This window comes from Sinomicrobium sp. (assembly GCA_029266035.1).
In the GTDB taxonomy this organism is placed as follows: Bacteria; Bacteroidota; Bacteroidia; order Flavobacteriales; family Flavobacteriaceae; genus Sinomicrobium.
In genome coordinates this window covers 56,041-76,477 of record JAJUFH010000011.1, presented here as the reverse complement: position 1 = coordinate 76,477, position 20,437 = coordinate 56,041, and the positions used below count along the sequence as shown (strand labels likewise).

Here is a 20,437-nt window from a genome sequence, read left to right as displayed (position 1 = left end):
AGTAGTGATTTATGCTTGCAATACTTAAAAGAGAGATAAACAGCTTTTTTGCTTCCCCGGTGGGCTACCTGGTGATTGCGATTTTTTTGGTGCTCAACGGACTTTTTTTATGGGTTTTTGCCGGTGAATACAACATACTGCAATCGGGTTTTGCCGATCTGACTGCCTTTTTCAGCTTGGCACCTTGGATATTGTTGTTCCTGATTCCGGCTATAACCATGAAGAGCTTTTCCGACGAGCGGAAACTGGGCACTCTCGAATTGTTGCTAACGCGACCGGTAACTTGTTGGCAAATCGTTTTAGGAAAATACACTGCTGCCTTTGTGCTGGTACTCATGGCATTGCTGCCCACTTTGTTGTATGTTATCACGGTGTGGAAACTCGGTAATCCGGTGGGCAATCTGGATGTGGGGAGTACTCTAGGGTCGTATTTCGGTTTGTGTTTTTTGGTGCTTTCGTATTCGGCTATAGGGGTCTTTACCTCGATATGGACCGACAATCAGATTGTGGCCTTTTTGATATCGGTGCTGATATGTTTCTTTTTTTATTACGGTTTTGAAGGACTTTCGCTTTTTGGAGGGACAGCTTGGATTTCCGCACTGGGTATGAAAGCGCATTTCGACAGTATAGGAAGGGGAGTGCTAGACACCCGAGATATGGTCTATTTTCTATCTGTAGCCTTTTTCTTTTTGTATCTGACCGTAGCTAGACTAAAAAACAGACCCGATGGCAGATAAGTTGAAAAAATACCCACTGTGGAGTACTGTAGTTGTTTTGGGCTTGCTCGTACTGTGCAATGTGCTCTCTCAAAGTTTCTATGGGCGTTTCGACCTTACTCAGGACAAGAGATACACTCTTTCGGAAGCCTCGCTCAAGCCTTTAGACAGCCTTAAAAATCCTGTTTTTGTAGATGTGTTCTTGGGGGGAGCACTCCCGGCTGAATTTCGCAAACTCAGGGAAGAAACTCGGCAGATACTCGAAGAGTATGCTGCGAGAAACAAGCAGATTAACTTTAATTTTATCGATCCGCTAGAGGAAGGTGCAAATTCTGAAAGTATAATCCAGGAGATGCAGTCGGTAGGGCTTACCCCGCTTCGCTATTCGATAGAAGAAGGAGGAAAGACTTCTCAGGAGATTATCTTTCCCTGGGCTATGGTCAATTCGGGAGATAAGAGTGTAAGGATCTCTCTGTTAAAAAACAAGCTGGGAGCGACCGATGAAGAAAGGGTAAACAGCTCTATTCAGCAATTGGAATACATTTTTTCTGATGCATTTGCCAGACTTGTAATCACCGACAAACAGAGTATAGCGGTACTCAAGGGCAATGGGGAGTTGGACGATATTTACATCGCTGATTTTTTGGGAGCGCTTCGGGATTATTACAACCTAGCACCGTTTACTTTAGACTCGGTGGCTACGGCTCCGCAGCGCACTCTCGACGAGCTCCGGAAATTTGATATGATACTGGTGGCCAAGCCCACAGAAGCTTTTACTGAAGGGGAGAAGGCAGTACTCGATCAATATGTGATGCACGGAGGAAAGTCGCTTTGGTTGATAGATCCGGTAATCGCAGAAAGAGACAGCCTTTACAACAATACCGGAACAACCTATGCCGTGCCTAGAGATCTCAATCTCAACGATATGTTCTTTTCATACGGATTGCGTATCAATCCGGTATTGGTCAACGATTTGTATTTCACTCAGATTGTCCTCGCTACTGGAGAGGGGAGTGCTTCCCGTTACGAGCCTTATCCGTGGGTTTATGCACCTATGGTATTTTCAAAAAACAATCATCCCATAACCAAAAACCTCGAAGCCCTTCGTTTTGATTTTGCCGGAGCTATAGATACGCTTAAAAACAAAGTGCAAAAAACAGTGTTGCTACAGAGTTCTCCGCTGTCTAAAACAGTGGGCGTCCCGGCAGAGATCAGCTTGGAAATTATAGGGCAAGAACCCGATCGGGAAAGCTACAACAACGGAAACCAGCCTCTGGCGGTGTTGCTCGAAGGTCGTTTTAATTCGATGTATCACAATCGGGTAAAGCCTTTGGATTTTAACGATAATAAGGAGGTTGGTGAAAACTCGGGAATGATAGTAATATCTGACGGTGATTTGATAAAAAACCAGTTAAACCAGGGAAGTCCACTAGAGTTGGGATACGATAAGTGGACTAATAATTTTTACGGCAATAAGGAATTTCTCAAAAACTGTGTCAATTACCTGCTGGATAGAAACGGACTGATTTATATCAGGAGCAAAGAGGTGTCAATTCCTTTTCTCGACAAGGAAAAAGTGGCAGCACAACTGGGAATGTGGAAGACGGTCAATCTCGCGCTACCTCTCGTTTTGCTCGTACTGTGCGGTCTGTTGTTTTCTGTGGTCAGAAAAGGCCGTTACGCGCGTCGGTCAGAGGTGCCTTTTAGGAGTTACGACCGAAATGAGCAGGTAGAGGATGATGATTAAGGGCACCGCGGTAAACCTGAGTACCGCTAGTAAAATCAGGCACAACAGCAGAAATCCGTATTTTATCGCATTGTCTTTTATCCCCCAAGTTTTAAATTTTAGAGCAAAGAGTTTTATAGGGGCATTGAGTATATAACTGCTGAGTAGGCTAATCACTACCAGAAACCAAGTGTTGTGTAATAGAGAAATAATAAATTCACTGCTCTGAGTGATGAAAATAAGAGGTAGAGACAGTACAAACAAGGCATTGGCCGGAGTGGGGAGTCCGGTAAATGATGTTTTCTGGTCGTCGTCTACATTGAATTTGGCCAAGCGATAGGCTGATGAGAGTGGGATGAGCAGTCCGATGAAAGGGATGAACCCCTGTAATTGCGACAGGTCTACCTGTATGCCTGTATCCCACGATTCAGGGATGAGAGAACGTTGTAGCAGCTGATACATTACAATTCCCGGAACCACACCACTGGTCACCATATCGGCCAAAGAGTCCAACTGTAGTCCGATCTCGCTTTGCACTTTTAGTTTCCGGGCGGCGAAGCCATCGAAAAAATCAAAAAAGATTCCGGCAAATACAAAAAGTGCCGCGAGCTGAAACTGACCGAGTACAGCATACAATACGGCTACCGTACCGCAAAATAGATTGAGAAGGGTGAGGATATTTGGAATGTGTCGTTTCATAGTGTCTTAGCGCTTAGATTGTTAGTTGGTAGTAGACAAATACTGCCGACTAAGCACGTAAAAATACAAGATTAATGATAGATTAGTACAAATTTCGTCAAACTTTGGTAACTTGCCCGGTGGTAGTTGGAGCTAATCACTCCTTATCACCTGGAAATACGGTAAAAATGACAAGAAATAATTTACTCTTGGCCCTTGCTTCAGGGCTATTACTTGCGGCTGGATGGCCGGTGTACGGTATTCCGATTTTGCTTTTTGTGGCTTTTGTTCCCCTATTGATAGTCGAGCGAAATATAAGGCTGTCTCACAGCAGGAGAAAAGGATTGAAGGTGTTTAGAAATGCCTATCTCGCTTTTTTAGTATGGAATGCAATCACCACCTGGTGGATATGGTATTCTACAGCATTCGGAATGTTTTTTGCCATTCTGGTCAATTCGCTGTTGATGACAGTAGTATTCTGGGGTTATCACCTTCTGGCCCGAAAGTTACCGCCGCGAATTCACCTCGTCTTTCTGCCTGCACTGTGGATTTCTTTTGAGAAGTTTCATCTCAATTGGGATTTTTCCTGGCCTTGGTTAAATCTGGGCAATGCCTTTTCAGAACACCCTGCCTGGGTGCAGTGGTACGAATACACGGGTATATTTGGAGGAAGTTTATGGATATGGATGGTAAATATAGGGCTATTTGCAGCAATATGGTCATTCCGAAAAACCGGCAATAAGAAGCGATTGGCAAGGGGAGTGGGTAAAAATGTACTCCTCATAGCGCTTCCGATTATTGTCTCTCTCTTTATGTACGACAGTTACAAAAGTTCGGGGAAGAGTGTTGAGGCGGTGGTATTACAGCCCAATATAGACCCCTATAGCGAAAAGTACGAGATCGATAACTCGGCTATGGCTACCAAGTTGGTTAAATTGGCTTCGGAATACGTCGATGCTGACACCGACTATGTTCTTGCACCCGAAACGGCCTTGTCTGCCGGTGCCGATATAGACCGTTTTGCACATTCACTTGCTGCGCGCATATTACAAAAGCTCCCTCGCAAATATCCAGGACTGAAGTTTATTACAGGTGCCGACTTTTACAGGCAGTATCGCAGTGTAAACAAGCCCACGCCTACAGCCAACAGCATCAGGGGAGGGTGGTTTGATGCTTACAACGCAGCTGTACAGATAGACAATACAGCCAATATGCCGGTGTATATCAAATCAAAACTCGTGGTAGGGGTAGAGAACCTTCCCTTCAAGGAAATAATTGAACCTCTATTGGGCAATGTCATGATCAACCTAGGAGGTACCGTAGTTTCCCGAGCCACACAAGTTGAGCCTTCAGTTTTTAAGGGGGGAGCCGGGATTGTGGCACCTATTATCTGCTATGAGTCGATTTACGGCGAATACGTTGCCGGTTATGTGCGAAAAGATGCCGATTTTCTCGCTGTAATTACCAACGACGGATGGTGGAGCAATTCGCAGGGGCATAAACAACACCTGAGCTACGCTCGATTGAGAGCAATAGAAACCAGGAGAAGTGTAGCGCGTTCGGCCAATACAGGGATTTCGGCATTTATCAACCCTCGGGGAGATGTGTTGCAAACCCTTGCCTATGGAGAGGAAGGCGCGCTTAAAGGCGAGCTGAGTTTGAATGAAGAAAAGACTTTTTATGTTCGTTATGGCGATCTGATAGCCCGTGTGTCTGTACTGCTTGCCGGTTTGTTGGTGTTGTACGGTATAGGAAAGAAAAAAAGGAGTAGCTTGTAGTTTGTGATTCGACCTTTGATTCTGCCTGAATACAATGGCTCTTTGTTTGGTCAATACACTTGTCAGAGCCGGGAGAGTATTCTGTTTGGATTGACGAATGTACGGAAGTTCGCACTTCGGGGGAAGACAATAGGATTGTTAGAATTGTAGCGAGGAGTAGTTTTAGCAATGCGATCACAATACAAGTTTTTTTGATTAAGGTTTTATATCATTTTTCAAATACTGTTGTGCTCTAAAATGTAGCACAAAGTTGTACCGTTTGGTTTTAAGGTCACAATAATCTCTTGCCGACCTGTGGTTTTAGTCCGGCAGATTACAAAATCAGCTTCCTGTTTTTACTTCGATTCCGTGTTTGTCAATTTTTACTTTTACATTTTCACTGCCTGTATTCTGTAGGTTGATATCGATACCAGTCGAATCGATTTTTATATCATCTGGCTGTGTTTTGTCGGTTTCCAATATTTTTTCGCAGTCCAAGCATCGGAGTTTTCCACTTTCCACCTTCCAATAGTGCCCTTTGAGGTTGGAAGCGTATAAGCCAGTTCGCTCTCGGGTTTCGTACCCGATGCGAATATCGCTGTGTGGATCTATAAAGAATACCGTAGCTTCGGGTAGCGAAACACCCACGTGTACTTCCTGACCGCGGAATTTATTTTGGTAATCGACCAGTGCGTAATTGCGCAGGAAAACAGTATTTTTCTCGGTGCTGAAGTCGTAATCAATTCTGGACGCTTCTTCCCTTGCCTTGTGGAAGCTGCTGCTTTCGGCTTCTTTTTCAATATTGAGAAAGGCGAGGGAGTCTTCCGAAGGAACAAAATCGAAAATTACATTTTCAATATAGAGTTTCTGTTTGCCGTTCAGTACAATTTTATCTACACTGCTGTTGTAAAAGCGATTGCCGGGAATTTCGGATATTTCATTTTTAAAATAAAGGGTATCTGTCGCACTTATAGACAGTGGCTTTTTTTCGACTATACTTCCTTCATAGGCCTGGGCCGTAGCTTGGCGAATACCAAAAACAATCAGTGCGATAGTAGAGAGTATCCATAGCCCCAATAAAACGTATTTTGTAGTGTTGCCTATCGATCTCAAATCGTCTACAAGAATTTTCATTCCGAGTCGAAAGAGCAGGAAGAACGGTATACCTACGGCAAACAGTACAGTGAGCGATATTGCCCAGATAGGTATTCCAGAACTATTGCCAATTTCCATATAGTGCGCCCATTCGCTGTCTGAAAATATGGATACAAAGGCAGCGATAAAGCCCGTAAACAGTCCGATAAGCGTACTTGCAGCGATAAAGACCAGTAGAATACCTATAAATTTACCAAAGATATCGAAGAGAGCAGTCATGAGTTTACCGAGGAAGTCAAAAAAGCTACTGCTCCCCGATTTTACCTTGTTGCCCACCTTTTGGTAATCGACATTCCTGACCTTTTCTGAGACCTCTTCAAAACCTTCACGTACTTTCTTTTCTATATTGCTGATGTTTACCGGTTCTCCCTTCATGGCCAGTTTTTGAGAGGTGGTAATGGCTTCCGGTATCAATATCCACAACAGTACATAGATAACGATACCTGCCCCAAAGCCAGCCACGATGAGAAATATCCACAGTAGTCGTATCCACAGAGCATCTACCCCGATATAATGCCCGAGTCCTGAAGATACTCCGCCTATGTATTTGTCGTCCGGATCTCGGAACAGTTTTTTAGGCGATTTTGGAGATTGATGGTGATCTTTGGGGGGTGTTTGTGACTGCGGTTCGTCTTCAAAGATCTCTTCGTCTACAAGGTAGTCTTCCGGTTCTCCCATTATAGCGATTATATTCTCAACCTCAGTCAGCCCTATTACCTGCCTTTCATGACTTATCTTTTCGCTGAAAAGTTCGGCTATGCGAGCCTCGATATCGGCAATGATTTCGTCGCGACCCTGCGAATCGGTAAATGAGTGTTTTATAGTCTGAAGATAGTCGCGTAGTCTGGTATAGGCATCTTCGTCTATGTGAAAAAAGAGTCCGCCCAGATTTATATTGGTCGTCTTATTCATGATTTGATGATTTTTGGCTTGTTACAATAGTTACTGCATTGTGCAATTCCTCCCAAGTGGAAGAGAGCTCGTTTAAAAACAGTTTGCCCGTGTCGGTAAGGGCATAGTATTTTCGAGGCGGACCGGAAGTAGATTCTTCCCAACGGTATTGTAGCAGTCCGGCATTTTTAAGCCTGGTGAGCAGAGGGTAAATCGTACCCTCTACAACCAGCATTTTTGCGTCTTTTAGCGTTTCCAGTATTTCCGAAGCATATTTGTCCTTGTCCCGGAGAATCGACAAAATGCAGTATTCTAGAACTCCCTTGCGCATCTGTGCCTTGGTGTTTTCGATCTTCATGAGTTCATAATGCTTTAATTAAACTGTTCGCTTTTTGATGGATGAACGATGTGATGATAGATACTTTCTTATGCAAATATATGTTTAAAAGAAGGTATTATGCAAAACATAGTACTGTTTATTAACATAAATTTAACTTTTAAAAGAGTAGATTGTCAGGATATGATTAACTTTGCAAATGCTTTCCCACTTCGTATTCATAAAGTAAAATGTAAATTAGTTTATATGCCCTTATCTTTAAAGAGCACTACTTTTCGCGCTTTCCGAAATCGCAATTACGCCTTGTTTTTTACCGGGCAATCCATTTCCCGTATGGGGATGTGGATGCAGCGGACTGCTGTGATTTGGGTGGTTTACAGTATAACGCATTCTCCCTTTATGCTAGGACTCACCTTGTTTGCCGAACAGTTTCCGTCTTTTCTTTTTTCCGCTCTGGGCGGTATAGTATCCGATCGCTACAACCGCTATAAATTGATGCTGCTCACACAATCACTTTCTATGGTACAGGCGGTGATCCTCACAGTGGTGACCTATACAGGACACGATTCGGTATGGGTACTCCTTGTGCTCAGTACGATGTTGGGAACTATCAATGCCTTCGACGTTCCCGCTCGGCAGCCTTTGGTACACGAAATGGTCAACGAGCCGGAAGATTTGCCGAATGCACTGTCTCTGAATTCGTCGTTGACCAACCTAGCCAAGATGGTGGGACCTGCACTGGCGGGTATAGTGCTTGCTAAATGGGGAGCTGGGACTTGCTTTTTGATTAATGCTTTGAGTTTTGTAGCGATTCTCGTCTGCCTTTCGCTGATGAAACTTCCACCACAACCGCGTAAACCTCCAAAAGAAAAGGTAGGGAAAGAGCTTCGTGATGGATTTTTGTATCTCTATAAAACCCCCGAAATCGGATTGCCCTTGCTGATGCTTACACTGATGAGTCTTTTTGTATTGCCATATCGCACCTTACTTCCGGTATTTGCTAAAGTGATTTTTGAGGGAGATGCTACAACCTATGGTTATATTATGGGATTTATTGGTTTGGGAGCTATTTCGGGAGCGTTTTTCCTGGCTTCCCTTAGGGAGGGGAGTAGCTTAAAGCGAATACTGACGGTAAATACAGTGATACTCGGACTGTCGTTGATCTTATTTTCTCAGATAGATCAGCTTTATGTGGTCTTGTTTTTTGCCGTTCTTATCGGTTTTGGAGCTATGGCACAGACTACAGTGTGCAATATACTGGTACAGACCAAATCTAAACCAGAAATGAGGGGAAGAGCCATGAGTTATCAAGCGATGGCTGCCTTTGGTATGATGCCTTTGGGCGGATTGCTTATCGGTAGCTTGTCTGAACATATAGGTGCTCCGTCAAGTTTGCTGATACAGGGAATAATAGCGCTGCTGGTTGTGATGTGCTTTTACCGTTTTTTGTGGAGCAAGGATAGATAAACAGACTGAAAGTATTTGAAGGGAATGACTTTCGGTTCGAGATAATTTAATACCTTGTAGGATATTATCGACAGGGCTTCAGAACTGTGAGATTGTATAATACATTTGGTCTTGTAGATATGGTATCTTTAAATTTTGCGTAATAAACAACTTCAATTTATCGATATGACTCCTCGAAAACTAAACACTTTTACAATGCTTAAATTACCCTCTGCCTGGTTGTGTGGGGTTAGGGTTAGGCATATCGATGCTCAGAGCTGTACGGTAAGCGTGCGTCACAGATGGATCAATCAAAACCCTTTCAACTCTATGTTTTGGGCAGTGCAAGGCATGGCTGCCGAACTGTCTACCGGCGTGCTGGTCATGGCTGCGATTAGGAAGAGTGGCAAGCGCATTTCTATGCTCGTAGCTCACAACCAAGCCAGTTTTACCAAAAAGGCAAGAGGGCGCATTACCTTTAGTTGTACCGATGGAAATCTGATAGGTGATGCTCTTCAAAAAACCCTGGAAACAGGAGAGGGGCAAAGTTTCCAAATGAAGTCTGTGGGCAAAGACCAACAGGGAGATGTGGTGTCTGTCTTTACTTTTGAATGGACGGTAAGAGTAAAATCAGAACGATAGCCTACTCAGAGGTAGGAGTAGGCAAAAATCTCGTCACTACATATCAATAATTCGTTGTAAAATAGTCGAAATACTTGCAGTAGGTCTTTACCTCTTGGTAGAAGTCGGTGTGCTCATAGGCTTTTAGCTGTTTGAAATAAGATCGGTATTTGGAAGTTTTAATTTCCATTTTGGCAGCATTTCTTTTGCTGTATTCCATATCTTTCAGACTGTTCAAATCCTCGTCTGTTTGAGTACTGTAAAAAATGCCCTGTTCACATTTTGAGGCCGCAAAGAGTATTCTCGCTTTGAGCTCTTCATCTGTGGTTTGTTCCATAGCTAGATTCAGATAAGACAGCGGAATTTCGAAATCGTCGTAATACCACGATTTCCAGCCGTAGTTCTTGTAATACAGTGGGTATTCGGGAGCAGTTCTGTCAAATTGCTCGTTCCAGCCGTAGTAGTTGTGAAATTTATAATTCTTGGCATTGCTATCGCTGTAGGTTAGAAACTGACGGTAATAACCAATAAGAGAGGTGTTAAAATAGAAATTACCCAAGAGATAACCGGCCTTAGCGGCTTTATCTCCTTTGCCGGAGGCTGCTTTTTCCAAGGTTATCAGGGCACGGGTTAGCTCTTTCTTGTTCATGTTAGGCTTGATGACGTCAAAATCATCTAAATAATCTGTTTGCATTACTGTGTTGTCGGCACATTCAAAACACTCTATACGGTTGTACCCGAAAACCTCTGATGGAATATGCGAAAAACCTTTGAAATTGTAAAAATTCGGGGCTACTTCCTCAAAAAAAGAAGCTGCCTTTTTGGTGTCTCCCTGTCTCAAAAAGATATTCCCCTTCATATTGGAAATATAGCTCTTTACGTCAAAATTTGACTGTTTTACCATTTTTCTGGAGGTGGCGTCGTAGACCTTCGGACTCAGGTTTTCCGCGAGCATATTTTCGAAGGTATTCTTGTTCTTTTTCTGATAAAACTTTTCAATGGCTTCGAGCAATAGGAGTTGAGGATAGGACTCTAATTGGCTGATGTCGTTTTGCAACAAAAAGGCCTTGGCGTAATCTTTTTGAAGTAAATAGCGATTGGCTAGAATATCGATGACGAAATTTCTAGTGTTGTTATTCGGAAAATAAAAATTGTTTTCTGAGTTGTCTTCCTGAAGCACAGCGGCAAATTTTTCTGCCAGTTGCACTTCAAAGTCGGAGTTTATGTTTTCCTGTTTGCTGATGGTGATCAGTGCGGAGAGCTTGTCTTTTTGACCGCTCAGCCTCTCGCTATCTGTAGAGATTTCTTCAAGGGCAAGTGCCGATTTGCCGTAGTCTTTTTGTATAAAATAAATCCAAGCAGAAGTGAGCTTCCAGAAGTCTTGTTCTTTGACGTTCGGATTTTCCGATTGGCGTTCAGAAATGCGCAAGGTCTCTTCGAGAAAGCTGTTGTCGTTGCCTTCTATGTTTAGAGGAATGCGATAACTATCTCTGTTCTTCATGCAATCGGGGTGATTGTACGGACAGCTGTATTCAACCGGAAAATAGTTTCTTTCGAGCTGGTTTACTGCTCTGGCCATTAGTACTTTGGCTTGTGGGGCATTGGGGTCGTTTTCTATAATTTTTTGTATGGAAGATAGAGGGTTGTTAAAATCGCGATAGCCCAACAACATATATAGGTCGTTTTTCTCGTTTGTGGTCTTTGCTTCTGACAGTAGTTTTTCAAAATCCAAATCGCGGGTTACCAGCATAGAAGTATAGGCCTGCTCTTTGCGGTTTTTGGTATGGGTAAAGAAGCGAAAGAAGTCGTGATGAGCCTGCATAAAATTGCCGAGAGCTCTCTCGGCTCCTCCTTTTTGATCGAGGGCGTAGTAGTATATAATGGGCTTGTAATTTAGCGAAGCCACATAATCGTTAAAATAATCGATGGCTTCGGTGTAGCGCTCGCTGTAGTGAGCAAAGCGAACCAGCTGATATCCGTAACGTATTTTGAGGTCTTTGTCGGTCTCTAAATGCCAGCTTTTTTCCAAGGTGCCGATTACCGCATCGTATTTCAATTCGCTCACATTGTGTTTGGGAGTATTGCCCCAAGAATAGCTGCGATTGCCTTGTACTGCCATATAGGGAGCGAGGTATTTGGCATAGGCAATGTAAAGCAGAGCCTGTTTGTGCTTTTTCACAAAATTTTTGTTGGCAAAAGCGAGTTTGTCATCTTTTGTACTCATTCCTTTTGTCAGCGCTCTCAAATCTTGCCTATCAGCTTTAAATACCAGATATTCTGCATCTTGGTAAGAAATTTGTAAATAGTTTTTCCAGTCTTCTATGTTTTCGTTGGTATTCGATAAAGGGTATTGTCCATCGCTGTAAAATCTGTTGTCGTAAGACAGGAGGAAAGCCCTGTATTGTGGCTCATCCATACTTTCTTGGGCAAAGAGGTTGTAGTACATATCATCATCGCCCCATGCACCGACACAAAAGGATATTTCAGGATGGTGAGGGCTGGCGGTTAACGGGAAATACACTGCTGCGAATACGATACAGAGAGCGAGCTGCCAATATTGTTTTAAGTTCATGAGAGTGCGATTAAAATGCGATAATTGTAGGGTGTTTTACACTCTTCAATTACAGAGTGCAATGAGGTAAAGATACTATTCATCTCAGAAAGTAAAAATACCGGAAAGCCAGTATTTTTAATTTTTAGCGGAGATCATCCGGAGTAAACCGCCGGAGGAAAATACTGTCGAGGTGGTAGTATACATAATCGTAAGGGCGGTTTAATTTTGATTCCAGAAAATATCTCGTGTCTTTCAGTAGCTCGCGAGATACTTCTTCTACTCTTATGTCGAAGCCTTTATTGAGGTATATTCCTCTAAGAAAAACATCCTCGGTCAGCTCGTAGGTATGAGGAGCTGTTTGGCGGAAGGCAGGCGATTGCAGCTCATTTTCCGAAACGCCGTTGATCAGTTTAGACTTGCCGAGGTGATTGGTTACTACCGCCCACGAATAAATCGGTAGAGCCACATCCATGTCTAAGGGGTAGCTGTCTACAGTACTGAGGTAGTCTTTGAGTAAATCGAAGTCGAGAATGGAATTTTTTCCGTCGTCTTCTACAGGATTGGAGGTGGCATAAGCCATTAGGTACACCTTGTCTGCCGGGGGAATTCCGGTACGCTCGCGGTACTTTACCTGATGCAGACGCAGCGTACAGCTTATTTTTTTTCCGGATATTTTTTTTAGCTGCTCCAGGAAGGCAAAATACATATTTTTGCTACTTGCTGTCCAATCGCAGTCGATTTGTATTTCGTCAAAATTATCCAGCTTGTAGTCTTCTGCCATCTTTGAGATAAGCTTGTCGATGTTTTCTGCGAGTGTTTTTCCTCCGGTAGAGCCGACACTTTTTATGGCTCGGTTAGTTACAAACACTACGGGAATATAAGTGGCCTGCAGTATTCTTGAATCAAAATCTTCGACAACAGATACAGGCGCTGGATTTCCCTGAACTAGATCTACATCGAAAAAGCGCATATAGAGTTTGTCCGACTCCAATGCCTCGAAGTACTCTTTTTCGGTCTTGCCAATTTGTATCTGACTTTTCCAATGGTAAAACTGTACGGGATGGGGAATGTCTTTCTGGCAGGATAATAGCAGAAAAGCAATACAGGTGAGTGTGATGCGGATAAAACTGGGAGGCATGGCGTTACAGTGTAAAAAGCAGACAATAATACGAATATTTTGTTGTATAAAGTCCAACGGACTATGTCAAAGATAGGATATCCATAGAGAGAAGTTCTGTATGTTGGGGTGCTGGAGGTAATCAAGGAGCAGGAATGTTTGCCCGGGCACTGAGTAACTGTTTTACCAGTTCAGCTTTTTTTTTATCCCCTTTATCCTCGTATTTCTTTTCCAGTTCGGAAAGAGTTTTCAAATCCCATTCTGCATTCCTATTCCTGTTTGCCCATTCGGTGATCTTATTCTTGTCAAGAGAGCAGATCTCCTTTTGCAGCAGATCGGAAATTTTGGGTTTTGGCAGTATTAATGGACCACCACTTACAAATCGGTCCAGTGCTGTACGTATGTGTTTCATGTGGTTGGTTTCGTGGGTGTTATTGAGTAATATTATAAGGCTGTGGGATGAGGTAAACCGTTTTATATAAGACAGGTTCCCTGCCCAGCTTCCAGTGTGGTATACGATTTTCCCTAAGCTGTCATTTTCCTGTATATGCCATCCAAATCCGTAATCGGAATCGTCGATAGATGGTGGGTGAGGTGTAAATGAGAAGGTCTTGTTTTTTTCGTTCAAGAGTTTGTCGGTATACAGTATACTATCCCATCTGATAAGGTCATTTACAGTGGAAGACAGCCTGCCTGGCCCTAAGCGACCACTGAGAAAGTTATAGTAAGACTTTCCTGGAAGAGTTTCGGGCTTAACAAGGCTGCAATTTTCCGTGTCGAGCAAATACCCTGGAGCGTAATCTTTTAGGTGCCAAATGCTGTCGCGTTCATAAAAACCGCTGGAATTCATTCCTGCCGGTTTAAAAATATGTTTTTTGAGAAATTGGTCAAGAGATTTTTCGCTTACCTTATTAACCACCTCAGCGAGAAATAGATACCCGGAATTGGAATAGTGGTACCTGGTCCCGGGAGTACTTTCCAGTTGAGGTTTCTGTGTGCTAAAATAGGTTATGACATCTACATTATGTACGATACGGGTAGTATCCCAGTGTTGTCGGAAATACGGTTCGTAGTCAGGAAGTCCCGAAGTATGGGTAAGCAGGTGGCGAATCGTGATATGGGAATATGGAAAATCGACTCCGAGGTACGCTTGGACAGGTCGATCAATATCGAGCATTTTCTGTTGCTGTAATAGCATTATCGCGGCTGCCGTAAACTGTTTGGAAACTGAGGCAATTTCCATCGCTGTCTCAGGAGTGAAGGGAGTTTGTCGTTGTAAGTTGGCGAGACCGTACCCTTTTTTGAAAATGAGCTCTCCTTCTTTTTTAATGGCAACTGCACCGTTAAACATCTTTTTTTTGTAGAGGGCTGTAAAAAAGCTATCTAGTTGCTGTTCGTATTTTATTTTGGTGGCTGGAGATTTCTCTTTGGGCATGGGGTTACAGGCCAAAAAGAGTAGCGTTAGGACACTAATGCTGCCCATAGAGATAAGATGTCTTTTATTCATTAGTAATTATTTTATTCCATTGGGGAGTTTTTAAGCCTATGCCTGGAAGTTTGTTCTGAATAATAAGACCATTTTTGAGCATATGTCCTTTAAAAGGGTTGTTGGTAATTCCGAGATTGCCGTCCAGATCGATCCAGTCGGCCAGGGTGCCGAGCTGGGAAGCAGCGGCTATGGCACAGGAAGTTTCCGACATACACCCCAATAATACTTTAAGGCCAGCTTTTCTGGCAGTCATCGCCATGATAAAGGCTTCTCTCAGTCCTGTCGATTTCATGAGTTTGATATTGACGCCATGGTAAAAGTTCTTTGCTGTGATAATATCCGGAAGCCTTTGTATACCTTCATCTCCAACGATAGGGAGGGGAGATTTCGATGCCAGCCATTCCATATCGGAAAATGCATTTTTTGACATAGGTTGTTCTATAAATATTGCTCCCTTTTCCTTGAGCCACAGTATTTTTTCGAGTGCTTCATTCCGGTCTTTCCAACCCTGGTTTACATCGATATACAAAGGTTTGTCAGTTTCCTTCCTAATCGCTTCAATGATTGCGTGATCGTTATCTCCACCCAGTTTTACCTTGAGGTATTTATACTTGGAAGCCTCATTGACCTTTTTCCGTATAATTTCCGGACGGTCTATCCCAATGGTCTTACTGGTTGGTAATGATCTCGCCGAAAGTCCGAAATACTGGTGTATAGGTATATTGAGCAACTTTCCGGTAAGATCGTGTAGGGCAATGTCTATAGCAGCTTTGACTGCAGGATTTCCCGGGACAACATCATTTATATAACTGAGAATATCTTCTGTACAAAGAGGATCATTAAAAGCTGAAAGGTCTATTTTCGAGAGAAAAGCGGTGGCTGAGGCGATGCTTTCTCCGTAAAGAGGAGGCATGGATGCTTCCCCAAAACCCTCCACCCCCTCATACTTCAGCCGGACCAGAACAGCAGGAGTACTAGTTCGGATTCCTGAGGCAATGCGGAAGGGGTGTTTTTTCAGTAGGGTATAGGCTTTATGAGATAATTGTATCATCAATATCCTGGATTTTGTGGTTTGATGCTGGGATTAGCATTGATCTCGTCCAGAGGGATCGGAAGGATAAACTTGTCGTTGGGATAAGTTACTTCCAGCACATTTTCACTTTGTATGATACGTACGTCCTTTTTGTTGCGGTTGAGGTCAAACAGTCTGTGTCCCTCAAAGGCCAACTCCTTTCTGCGTTCTTCAAGGATTCGATCTATTAAGGGTTGTCCACTTTCACTGATTCTGACAGCATCAGGGTCAGCCCGATTAATCACGGTCATCAGATCGTCCTGCGCTAGCTCTGGTTTCCCGGTTTTGGCATAAGCTTCTGCTCTGATGAGATATTGTTCGGCCAGGCGAAGGACTTTCGTATTGTCGTCCCATGAGGTCCCATTCGGAAATTTATGCACAAACAGGGCATCGTCTTCGGCCCCTGTCTTGGAACCCTGACGAATGGTTTCCTGACGACGGGCGTCGTCGCTGTCATATAGCACGTAAAGCTCCTCCGGTACCAGTGCATCGGCATAACCTGTGGGATCAAAGAAATGTCCTAGGCTGTTGCTCCCTTCATTGTCAGCAACGGTATTGACCACCTCAAAGATCGATTCGGAATTGAAGGCTTCACTCCACAGTTCGGGATAATTGCTATTGGAAATGAGAGTGTATCCTCCGTTTTTTAGAACATCAGTGCTGAGGGTAATAGCCATTTCGTAATTTTCCTGATAAAGATATGATCTTGCAGCAAGTGCTTTCGCTGAATAGATGGTGAACTTGCCGTTTTTCCGTTCTTCTGTCATTTTAAAGATTGCAGTTTCTAGGTCACTGTTTATCTGGTCGTATACTTCTTTTACCGTATTGCGGGAGGGTGCTATCTCATTGGCTTCGGAACGAGAGATTACAGGAACCCCGTTATGGGTGGCATCCGAAGTAAAGTTATAGGGTTGTGCAAAGAGGCGGACCAGATCGAAATGTGCAAGTGCCCTGAGTGCATAGGCTTCTCCTACGAGTTGGTCTATTTCCTGTTGCTGTTCATCGGTTACAGGCACAAGGTTTTCGCCGCCTTCTATAGCCTTGGTGGCATTTACGATTACTGCGTACATTTGGTTCCATAATCCGTTGGAATAGGAGTCTTCCTCAGTAACCGCAAAACTCTCGTGATCGAGGTACCGCCCGGTATTTCTGGAGCTCAAGTAGAGGTTATCTGCCATCAGTTCGGGGATAATGTACATACTGCGTCCGTAATAATCACTGCTTTGTAGTTTGCTGTATATCCCGTTCATTGCGGTCTGCAAGGTGTTGAGATCGGTAATTGCCTGTTCTGACGAAATATTTTGTTCGGGATCTATGTCCAGAAAATCACTACCGCAGGAGCTGGCAACCAGTATGATGAGTAGTGAACAGATGGTGTTTTTTATAAATGTTATCATGGCTTATCAATTTTTAGAATGAGAGATCAACTCCGAAAAGGAACTGTTTGGAAATCGGGATACGGAGATCCGATCGACCGTCGATACCCACTTCGGGGTCTACTTCTATTTTACTGTCCCTGACCCAAGTGAGCATATTGGTTGTTTTTACATAAAAACGGAGGCTGCTGATCGACAGGGTCTCGGTAAGGCTTTCCGGAAGGTTGTAAGAGAGGGTGATATCTCGCAGTCTTATATAGGTACCATCATAAAGAAAACGGGTGGAGTGCTGGGTAGAGGTTCCTGACTGGGTATTTCCCCACATCATTTTGGGCACATCGGTAATATCACCTGGCTGTTGCCATCTGTTGCCGTAGATGTTCTGCGTCATGTTTCCCCTATCGTTCAGGCCGGCACTACCGTCGCTGTTAGTATACCTTCCCCAGCTGTCGTAGACCTTGTTGCCATAATTCAGGTAAAGCAGGAAAGAAAGGCCGAAGTTCTTATAGGTAAAGCTATTGGTAAGCCCGGCATAGAATTTCGGCAGTGCGCTTCCCTGTTTAAAAGGCTGTGCTTCGGAATATCGGTTGGTAGTGGCGGTTTTGGTCTCGTCTACATACCACAAGGCGTCTCCGTTATCAGGATCAACACCTGCATATCCAGGCATATAGAAGGTATAGAAATCGTCGCCAATCTCCCTGATATACTGTCCGTCTACTATGGCATTGTCGTCCTGTAGTTTGGTGATCTCGTTTTTGTTGGAAGTAAAATTGAGGTTGGTGGTCCACCCGAAACCTTCCAGATTTTCGATATTGATGGAGTTCAATGAAACTTCCCATCCCGAGTTTTTCATCTCTCCGATATTCGCTAGGTAGCTGGTAAGCCCGTTGGTAGCTGATATGGGTACTTCAAAAAGGAGGTCGGTAGTCTTTCGGGTGTAGTATTCTACGGTACCACTAAGACGATTGAACAGACCAAAATCGAGCCCTACATTGAAGGGTTTGTTCTTTTCCCAGGTGAGCAGGGGGTTAGACTGCTGGCTGTAGGCATATCCGGGTTCTCCATTATAATCTTCTCCGGTGGCATAGAGGCCCCGCGAAGCGAAATCCCCGATTTCCTGGTTACCGTTTATACCATAACTACTCCTGAATTTGAGGCTGTTCACAAATTGAACATCATCCATAAAATCCTCCGAACTGATATTCCAGGCCACTCCAACAGAGCCGAAGTTGGCATAGCGAACCTCAGACCCAAACCTAGACGAACCATCCCTTCTGGCGGTGACGTTGAAAATATATTTGTTTTTATAGCCGTAGTTTATATTAAAGAAATAAGAGGCTAAGGAAGAAGCGGTCTCACTGCTGGAAGCCTCTTGGTATACTGATGCATTTTCCAATGTAGTAAGGCCAGGGGCACCGTAATTGCTGGCATCGGCATATACAGAACTTCGAGTTATTTTTTGTGCTTCCTGTCCGAGTATAAAATTCAGGTTATGGTTTTCGCTTATCTGCCATCGGTACTTGAGCAGGTTGGTAATATTGAAATTGATGATCTTGTTGTCATAAGCCTGCCCTCGTCCGCCATTATTCCGCCCTGCACCAAAATACGGATTGTCGTACTGGAATTCGTCGGCGAGATTAAAGTCAATATTGCCTTTGGTTTCAAAACTGAGGTTGTCGGTAAAGTTATAGGTAAGTCCGAGGTTTCCGATGATACCGTAGAGTTTGGTCTCACGGATGTTCTCTTTTACCATCCCTACTGGGTTGTATGTAAGTAGGATATCGGTATTATATGTTCCATCTTCGTTGTAAACAGGTTCCCAGGGAACCACTCTGAACAGTGCCCTTACCGGGTTGGCAGCACTACCTGCATCGCTATTGGTGTGAAGTTTTTGATGGCTGGCCGATACCCCGAAATCGATCTTTAGCTTGTCGGTAGCTTGGTGGGTTACGTTGAGCTTGGCATTGAGTTTCTTATAATCTATACCTATAATGACCCCTTCTTGTTCAAATAAGCCGATTGAAGAGTAAAAAGTAGTCTTTTCATTTCCTCCGGTGGCACTGAGATTGTATTGTTTATACTGTCCGTTTCTAGTGATAACATCGACCCAATCGGTATTGACATCCCTGTTGATCTGACTATAGATATAATTTTCTGCATCGGTAAGGTTTTCGCCGGAATTGACACGGGCTTCAACCAGTAACTCAGATAACTGGTTGGTGCGCAGAGGTTTTAACCGATCAGGAAGTATCATGTTGCTAATCCCGTACTGGGTACTGAAATCGAAGGTAGTTTTTCCCGTACGACCTTTTTTGGTGGTAATCAAGATCACCCCGTTTGCCCCCCTCGAACCGTAGATGGCTGTGGCTGAAGCATCTTTCAGTACCGTTACGGAAGCGATATCTTTGGGATTGAGTCCGGCTATTGTATTGGAACTGGTGGCTATCCGGGCGATATTACCAGAGATTACCGGAATCCCGTCAACAACATATAGCGGGTCAGAACCAGCGTTTATGGAGCCTATTCCACGGATACGGACATTGGGGGCGGCACCTGGTTGCCCACTTTGCGTAGACATCTGCACCCCGGCTACATTTCCTTGCAGGCTTTCCTGAAAGGAGGGGAGAGGAGACTCTTCCAGTTTTACCATATCCACATTTACCGCAGCTCCGGTATAAGAAGCCTTGCTCTGACTGTTGTAAGCTACCACAATGACCTCGCCGAGCTGGTCGGCTTCAGGTTTCAGACGAATAGAAAAATGGGTGCGGCTTCCGTCTATGGTAATAAGTTCTGTTTTAAAACCAATGTATGTGAGTTCGAGTATATCGCCTTTATTGACATTGATGTTGAAATTACCGTCAAAATCGGTTTGAGTTCCCGTGGTAGTACCCCGGACAAGGATATTGACCCCGGGGAGGGGTACACCCGTATCGTCGAGTACCGTTCCGGTAATGCTGAGCGGGTCTTGCCCAACGGTTTTTATAGATATCATTTTTTGGAGGTCCGAATCGTTGTATGGCAAGCCGTCTTTTGTAGGTGGAATTTCAGACATGTCCGTGTACAATACGATACTTCTACTGAGAATACTGAACTTGATATCTGTATTCCGTAGTACTGTTTTAAGTACTTTTTTAATATCATTGCTGTTGATGGAAACATTTATCTTCAGCTGTTCATTTACTATTTTGTTATTGTAGAAAAAAATGTAATCCGTTTGTTTTTCAATGTTACTTAACACTTCTTTCAGCGAGATCTTCTTTTGTTCGAGTTTCACCTGTTGCCCGTATGCAGATGGAGCCCATGCGGATATTCGGACGATGGTGAGACATAAAAGTAGGGAATAGATCTTCATAATACGGAATAGTGCGTTTGGGCGGAACCACCATGAGGTAGCCCGTTGCATACCGAGTTGTTTTTTTTTCATAATTTTAAGCGGTTTTTTGATTGTTAAATGTCCTTTAGCAATTCGAATCCTTATTTATAGGGAAGTGTTACCGCACTT

General features: G+C 43.7%; 14 protein-coding genes. 5 read left to right on the top strand and 9 right to left on the bottom strand.

Annotated features, from left to right (window positions below; translation table 11 throughout):
- Positions 1 to 11 precede the first annotated feature (11 nt).
- Both gldF and gldG read left to right on the top strand, forming a co-directional pair.
- Entirely contained in the window at positions 12 to 737 is a 726-nt protein-coding gene (gldF, locus tag ACYZZR_RS07245; protein ID WP_461533328.1) for a gliding motility-associated ABC transporter permease subunit GldF, read from the top strand.
- The gene (gldG, locus tag ACYZZR_RS07240) at positions 727 to 2,463 is read left to right on the top strand and encodes a gliding motility-associated ABC transporter substrate-binding protein GldG (protein ID WP_461533327.1); all 1,737 of its coding nucleotides are present in this window, start codon (positions 727 to 729) and stop codon (positions 2,461 to 2,463) included. Before gldF ends, gldG begins: the two co-directional genes overlap by 11 nt.
- On the opposite strand, the gene ACYZZR_RS07235 is transcribed toward gldG, so the two are convergent.
- Positions 2,407 to 3,141, bottom strand: coding sequence for a CDP-alcohol phosphatidyltransferase family protein (locus tag ACYZZR_RS07235; protein WP_461533326.1), 735 nt, complete (start codon positions 3,139 to 3,141; stop codon positions 2,407 to 2,409). The genes gldG and ACYZZR_RS07235 overlap by 57 nt on opposite strands.
- A 167-nt stretch (positions 3,142 to 3,308) precedes the next feature.
- On the opposite strand from ACYZZR_RS07235, the gene lnt reads away from it, so the two are divergent.
- Positions 3,309 to 4,898, top strand: coding sequence for an apolipoprotein N-acyltransferase (gene lnt / locus ACYZZR_RS07230; protein ID WP_461533325.1), 1,590 nt, complete (start codon positions 3,309 to 3,311; stop codon positions 4,896 to 4,898).
- Between the two features lie 321 nt (positions 4,899 to 5,219).
- Here lnt and ACYZZR_RS07225 read toward each other — a convergent pair whose 3' ends face one another.
- Both ACYZZR_RS07225 and ACYZZR_RS07220 read right to left on the bottom strand, forming a co-directional pair.
- Complete coding sequence (locus tag ACYZZR_RS07225) at positions 5,220 to 6,944, bottom strand: PspC domain-containing protein (protein WP_461533324.1); 1,725 nt, start codon at positions 6,942 to 6,944, stop codon at positions 5,220 to 5,222.
- The gene (locus ACYZZR_RS07220; protein WP_461533323.1) at positions 6,937 to 7,281 is read right to left on the bottom strand and encodes a PadR family transcriptional regulator; all 345 of its coding nucleotides are present in this window, start codon (positions 7,279 to 7,281) and stop codon (positions 6,937 to 6,939) included. The genes ACYZZR_RS07225 and ACYZZR_RS07220 overlap by 8 nt, the downstream gene beginning before the upstream one ends.
- Positions 7,282 to 7,506: 225 nt before the next feature.
- Between ACYZZR_RS07220 and ACYZZR_RS07215 the strand changes: the two genes are divergently transcribed.
- On the top strand, positions 7,507 to 8,727 hold the full coding sequence (locus ACYZZR_RS07215) for an MFS transporter (protein ID WP_461533322.1): 1,221 nt from the start codon (positions 7,507 to 7,509) through the stop codon (positions 8,725 to 8,727).
- 159 nt (positions 8,728 to 8,886) lie between these two features.
- Positions 8,887 to 9,348, top strand: a complete 462-nt coding sequence (locus ACYZZR_RS07210) for a DUF4442 domain-containing protein (protein ID WP_461533336.1) — start codon at positions 8,887 to 8,889, stop codon at positions 9,346 to 9,348.
- A 43-nt stretch (positions 9,349 to 9,391) separates the two neighbouring features.
- Here ACYZZR_RS07210 and ACYZZR_RS07205 read toward each other — a convergent pair whose 3' ends face one another.
- From ACYZZR_RS07205 to ACYZZR_RS07180, 6 genes are all read right to left on the bottom strand, one after another.
- Positions 9,392 to 11,899, bottom strand: a complete 2,508-nt coding sequence (locus tag ACYZZR_RS07205; protein ID WP_461533321.1) for a hypothetical protein — start codon at positions 11,897 to 11,899, stop codon at positions 9,392 to 9,394.
- 124 nt (positions 11,900 to 12,023) lie between these two features.
- Positions 12,024 to 13,019, bottom strand: a complete 996-nt coding sequence (locus tag ACYZZR_RS07200; protein ID WP_461533320.1) for a hypothetical protein — start codon at positions 13,017 to 13,019, stop codon at positions 12,024 to 12,026.
- 121 nt (positions 13,020 to 13,140) lie between these two features.
- Positions 13,141 to 14,505, bottom strand: a complete 1,365-nt coding sequence (locus ACYZZR_RS07195; RefSeq protein ID WP_461533319.1) for a serine hydrolase domain-containing protein — start codon at positions 14,503 to 14,505, stop codon at positions 13,141 to 13,143.
- Complete coding sequence (locus tag ACYZZR_RS07190) at positions 14,498 to 15,538, bottom strand: dipeptide epimerase (protein WP_461533318.1); 1,041 nt, start codon at positions 15,536 to 15,538, stop codon at positions 14,498 to 14,500. The genes ACYZZR_RS07195 and ACYZZR_RS07190 overlap by 8 nt, the downstream gene beginning before the upstream one ends.
- Positions 15,538 to 16,956 (bottom strand): RagB/SusD family nutrient uptake outer membrane protein, encoded by a 1,419-nt coding sequence (locus tag ACYZZR_RS07185; RefSeq protein WP_461533317.1) that lies wholly within the window; start codon positions 16,954 to 16,956, stop codon positions 15,538 to 15,540. The genes ACYZZR_RS07190 and ACYZZR_RS07185 overlap by 1 nt, the downstream gene beginning before the upstream one ends.
- A 13-nt stretch (positions 16,957 to 16,969) precedes the next feature.
- A complete protein-coding gene (locus ACYZZR_RS07180) occupies positions 16,970 to 20,359 on the bottom strand; it encodes a TonB-dependent receptor (RefSeq protein WP_461533316.1) in 3,390 nt (1,129 codons plus the stop codon).
- Positions 20,360 to 20,437 lie beyond the last annotated feature (78 nt).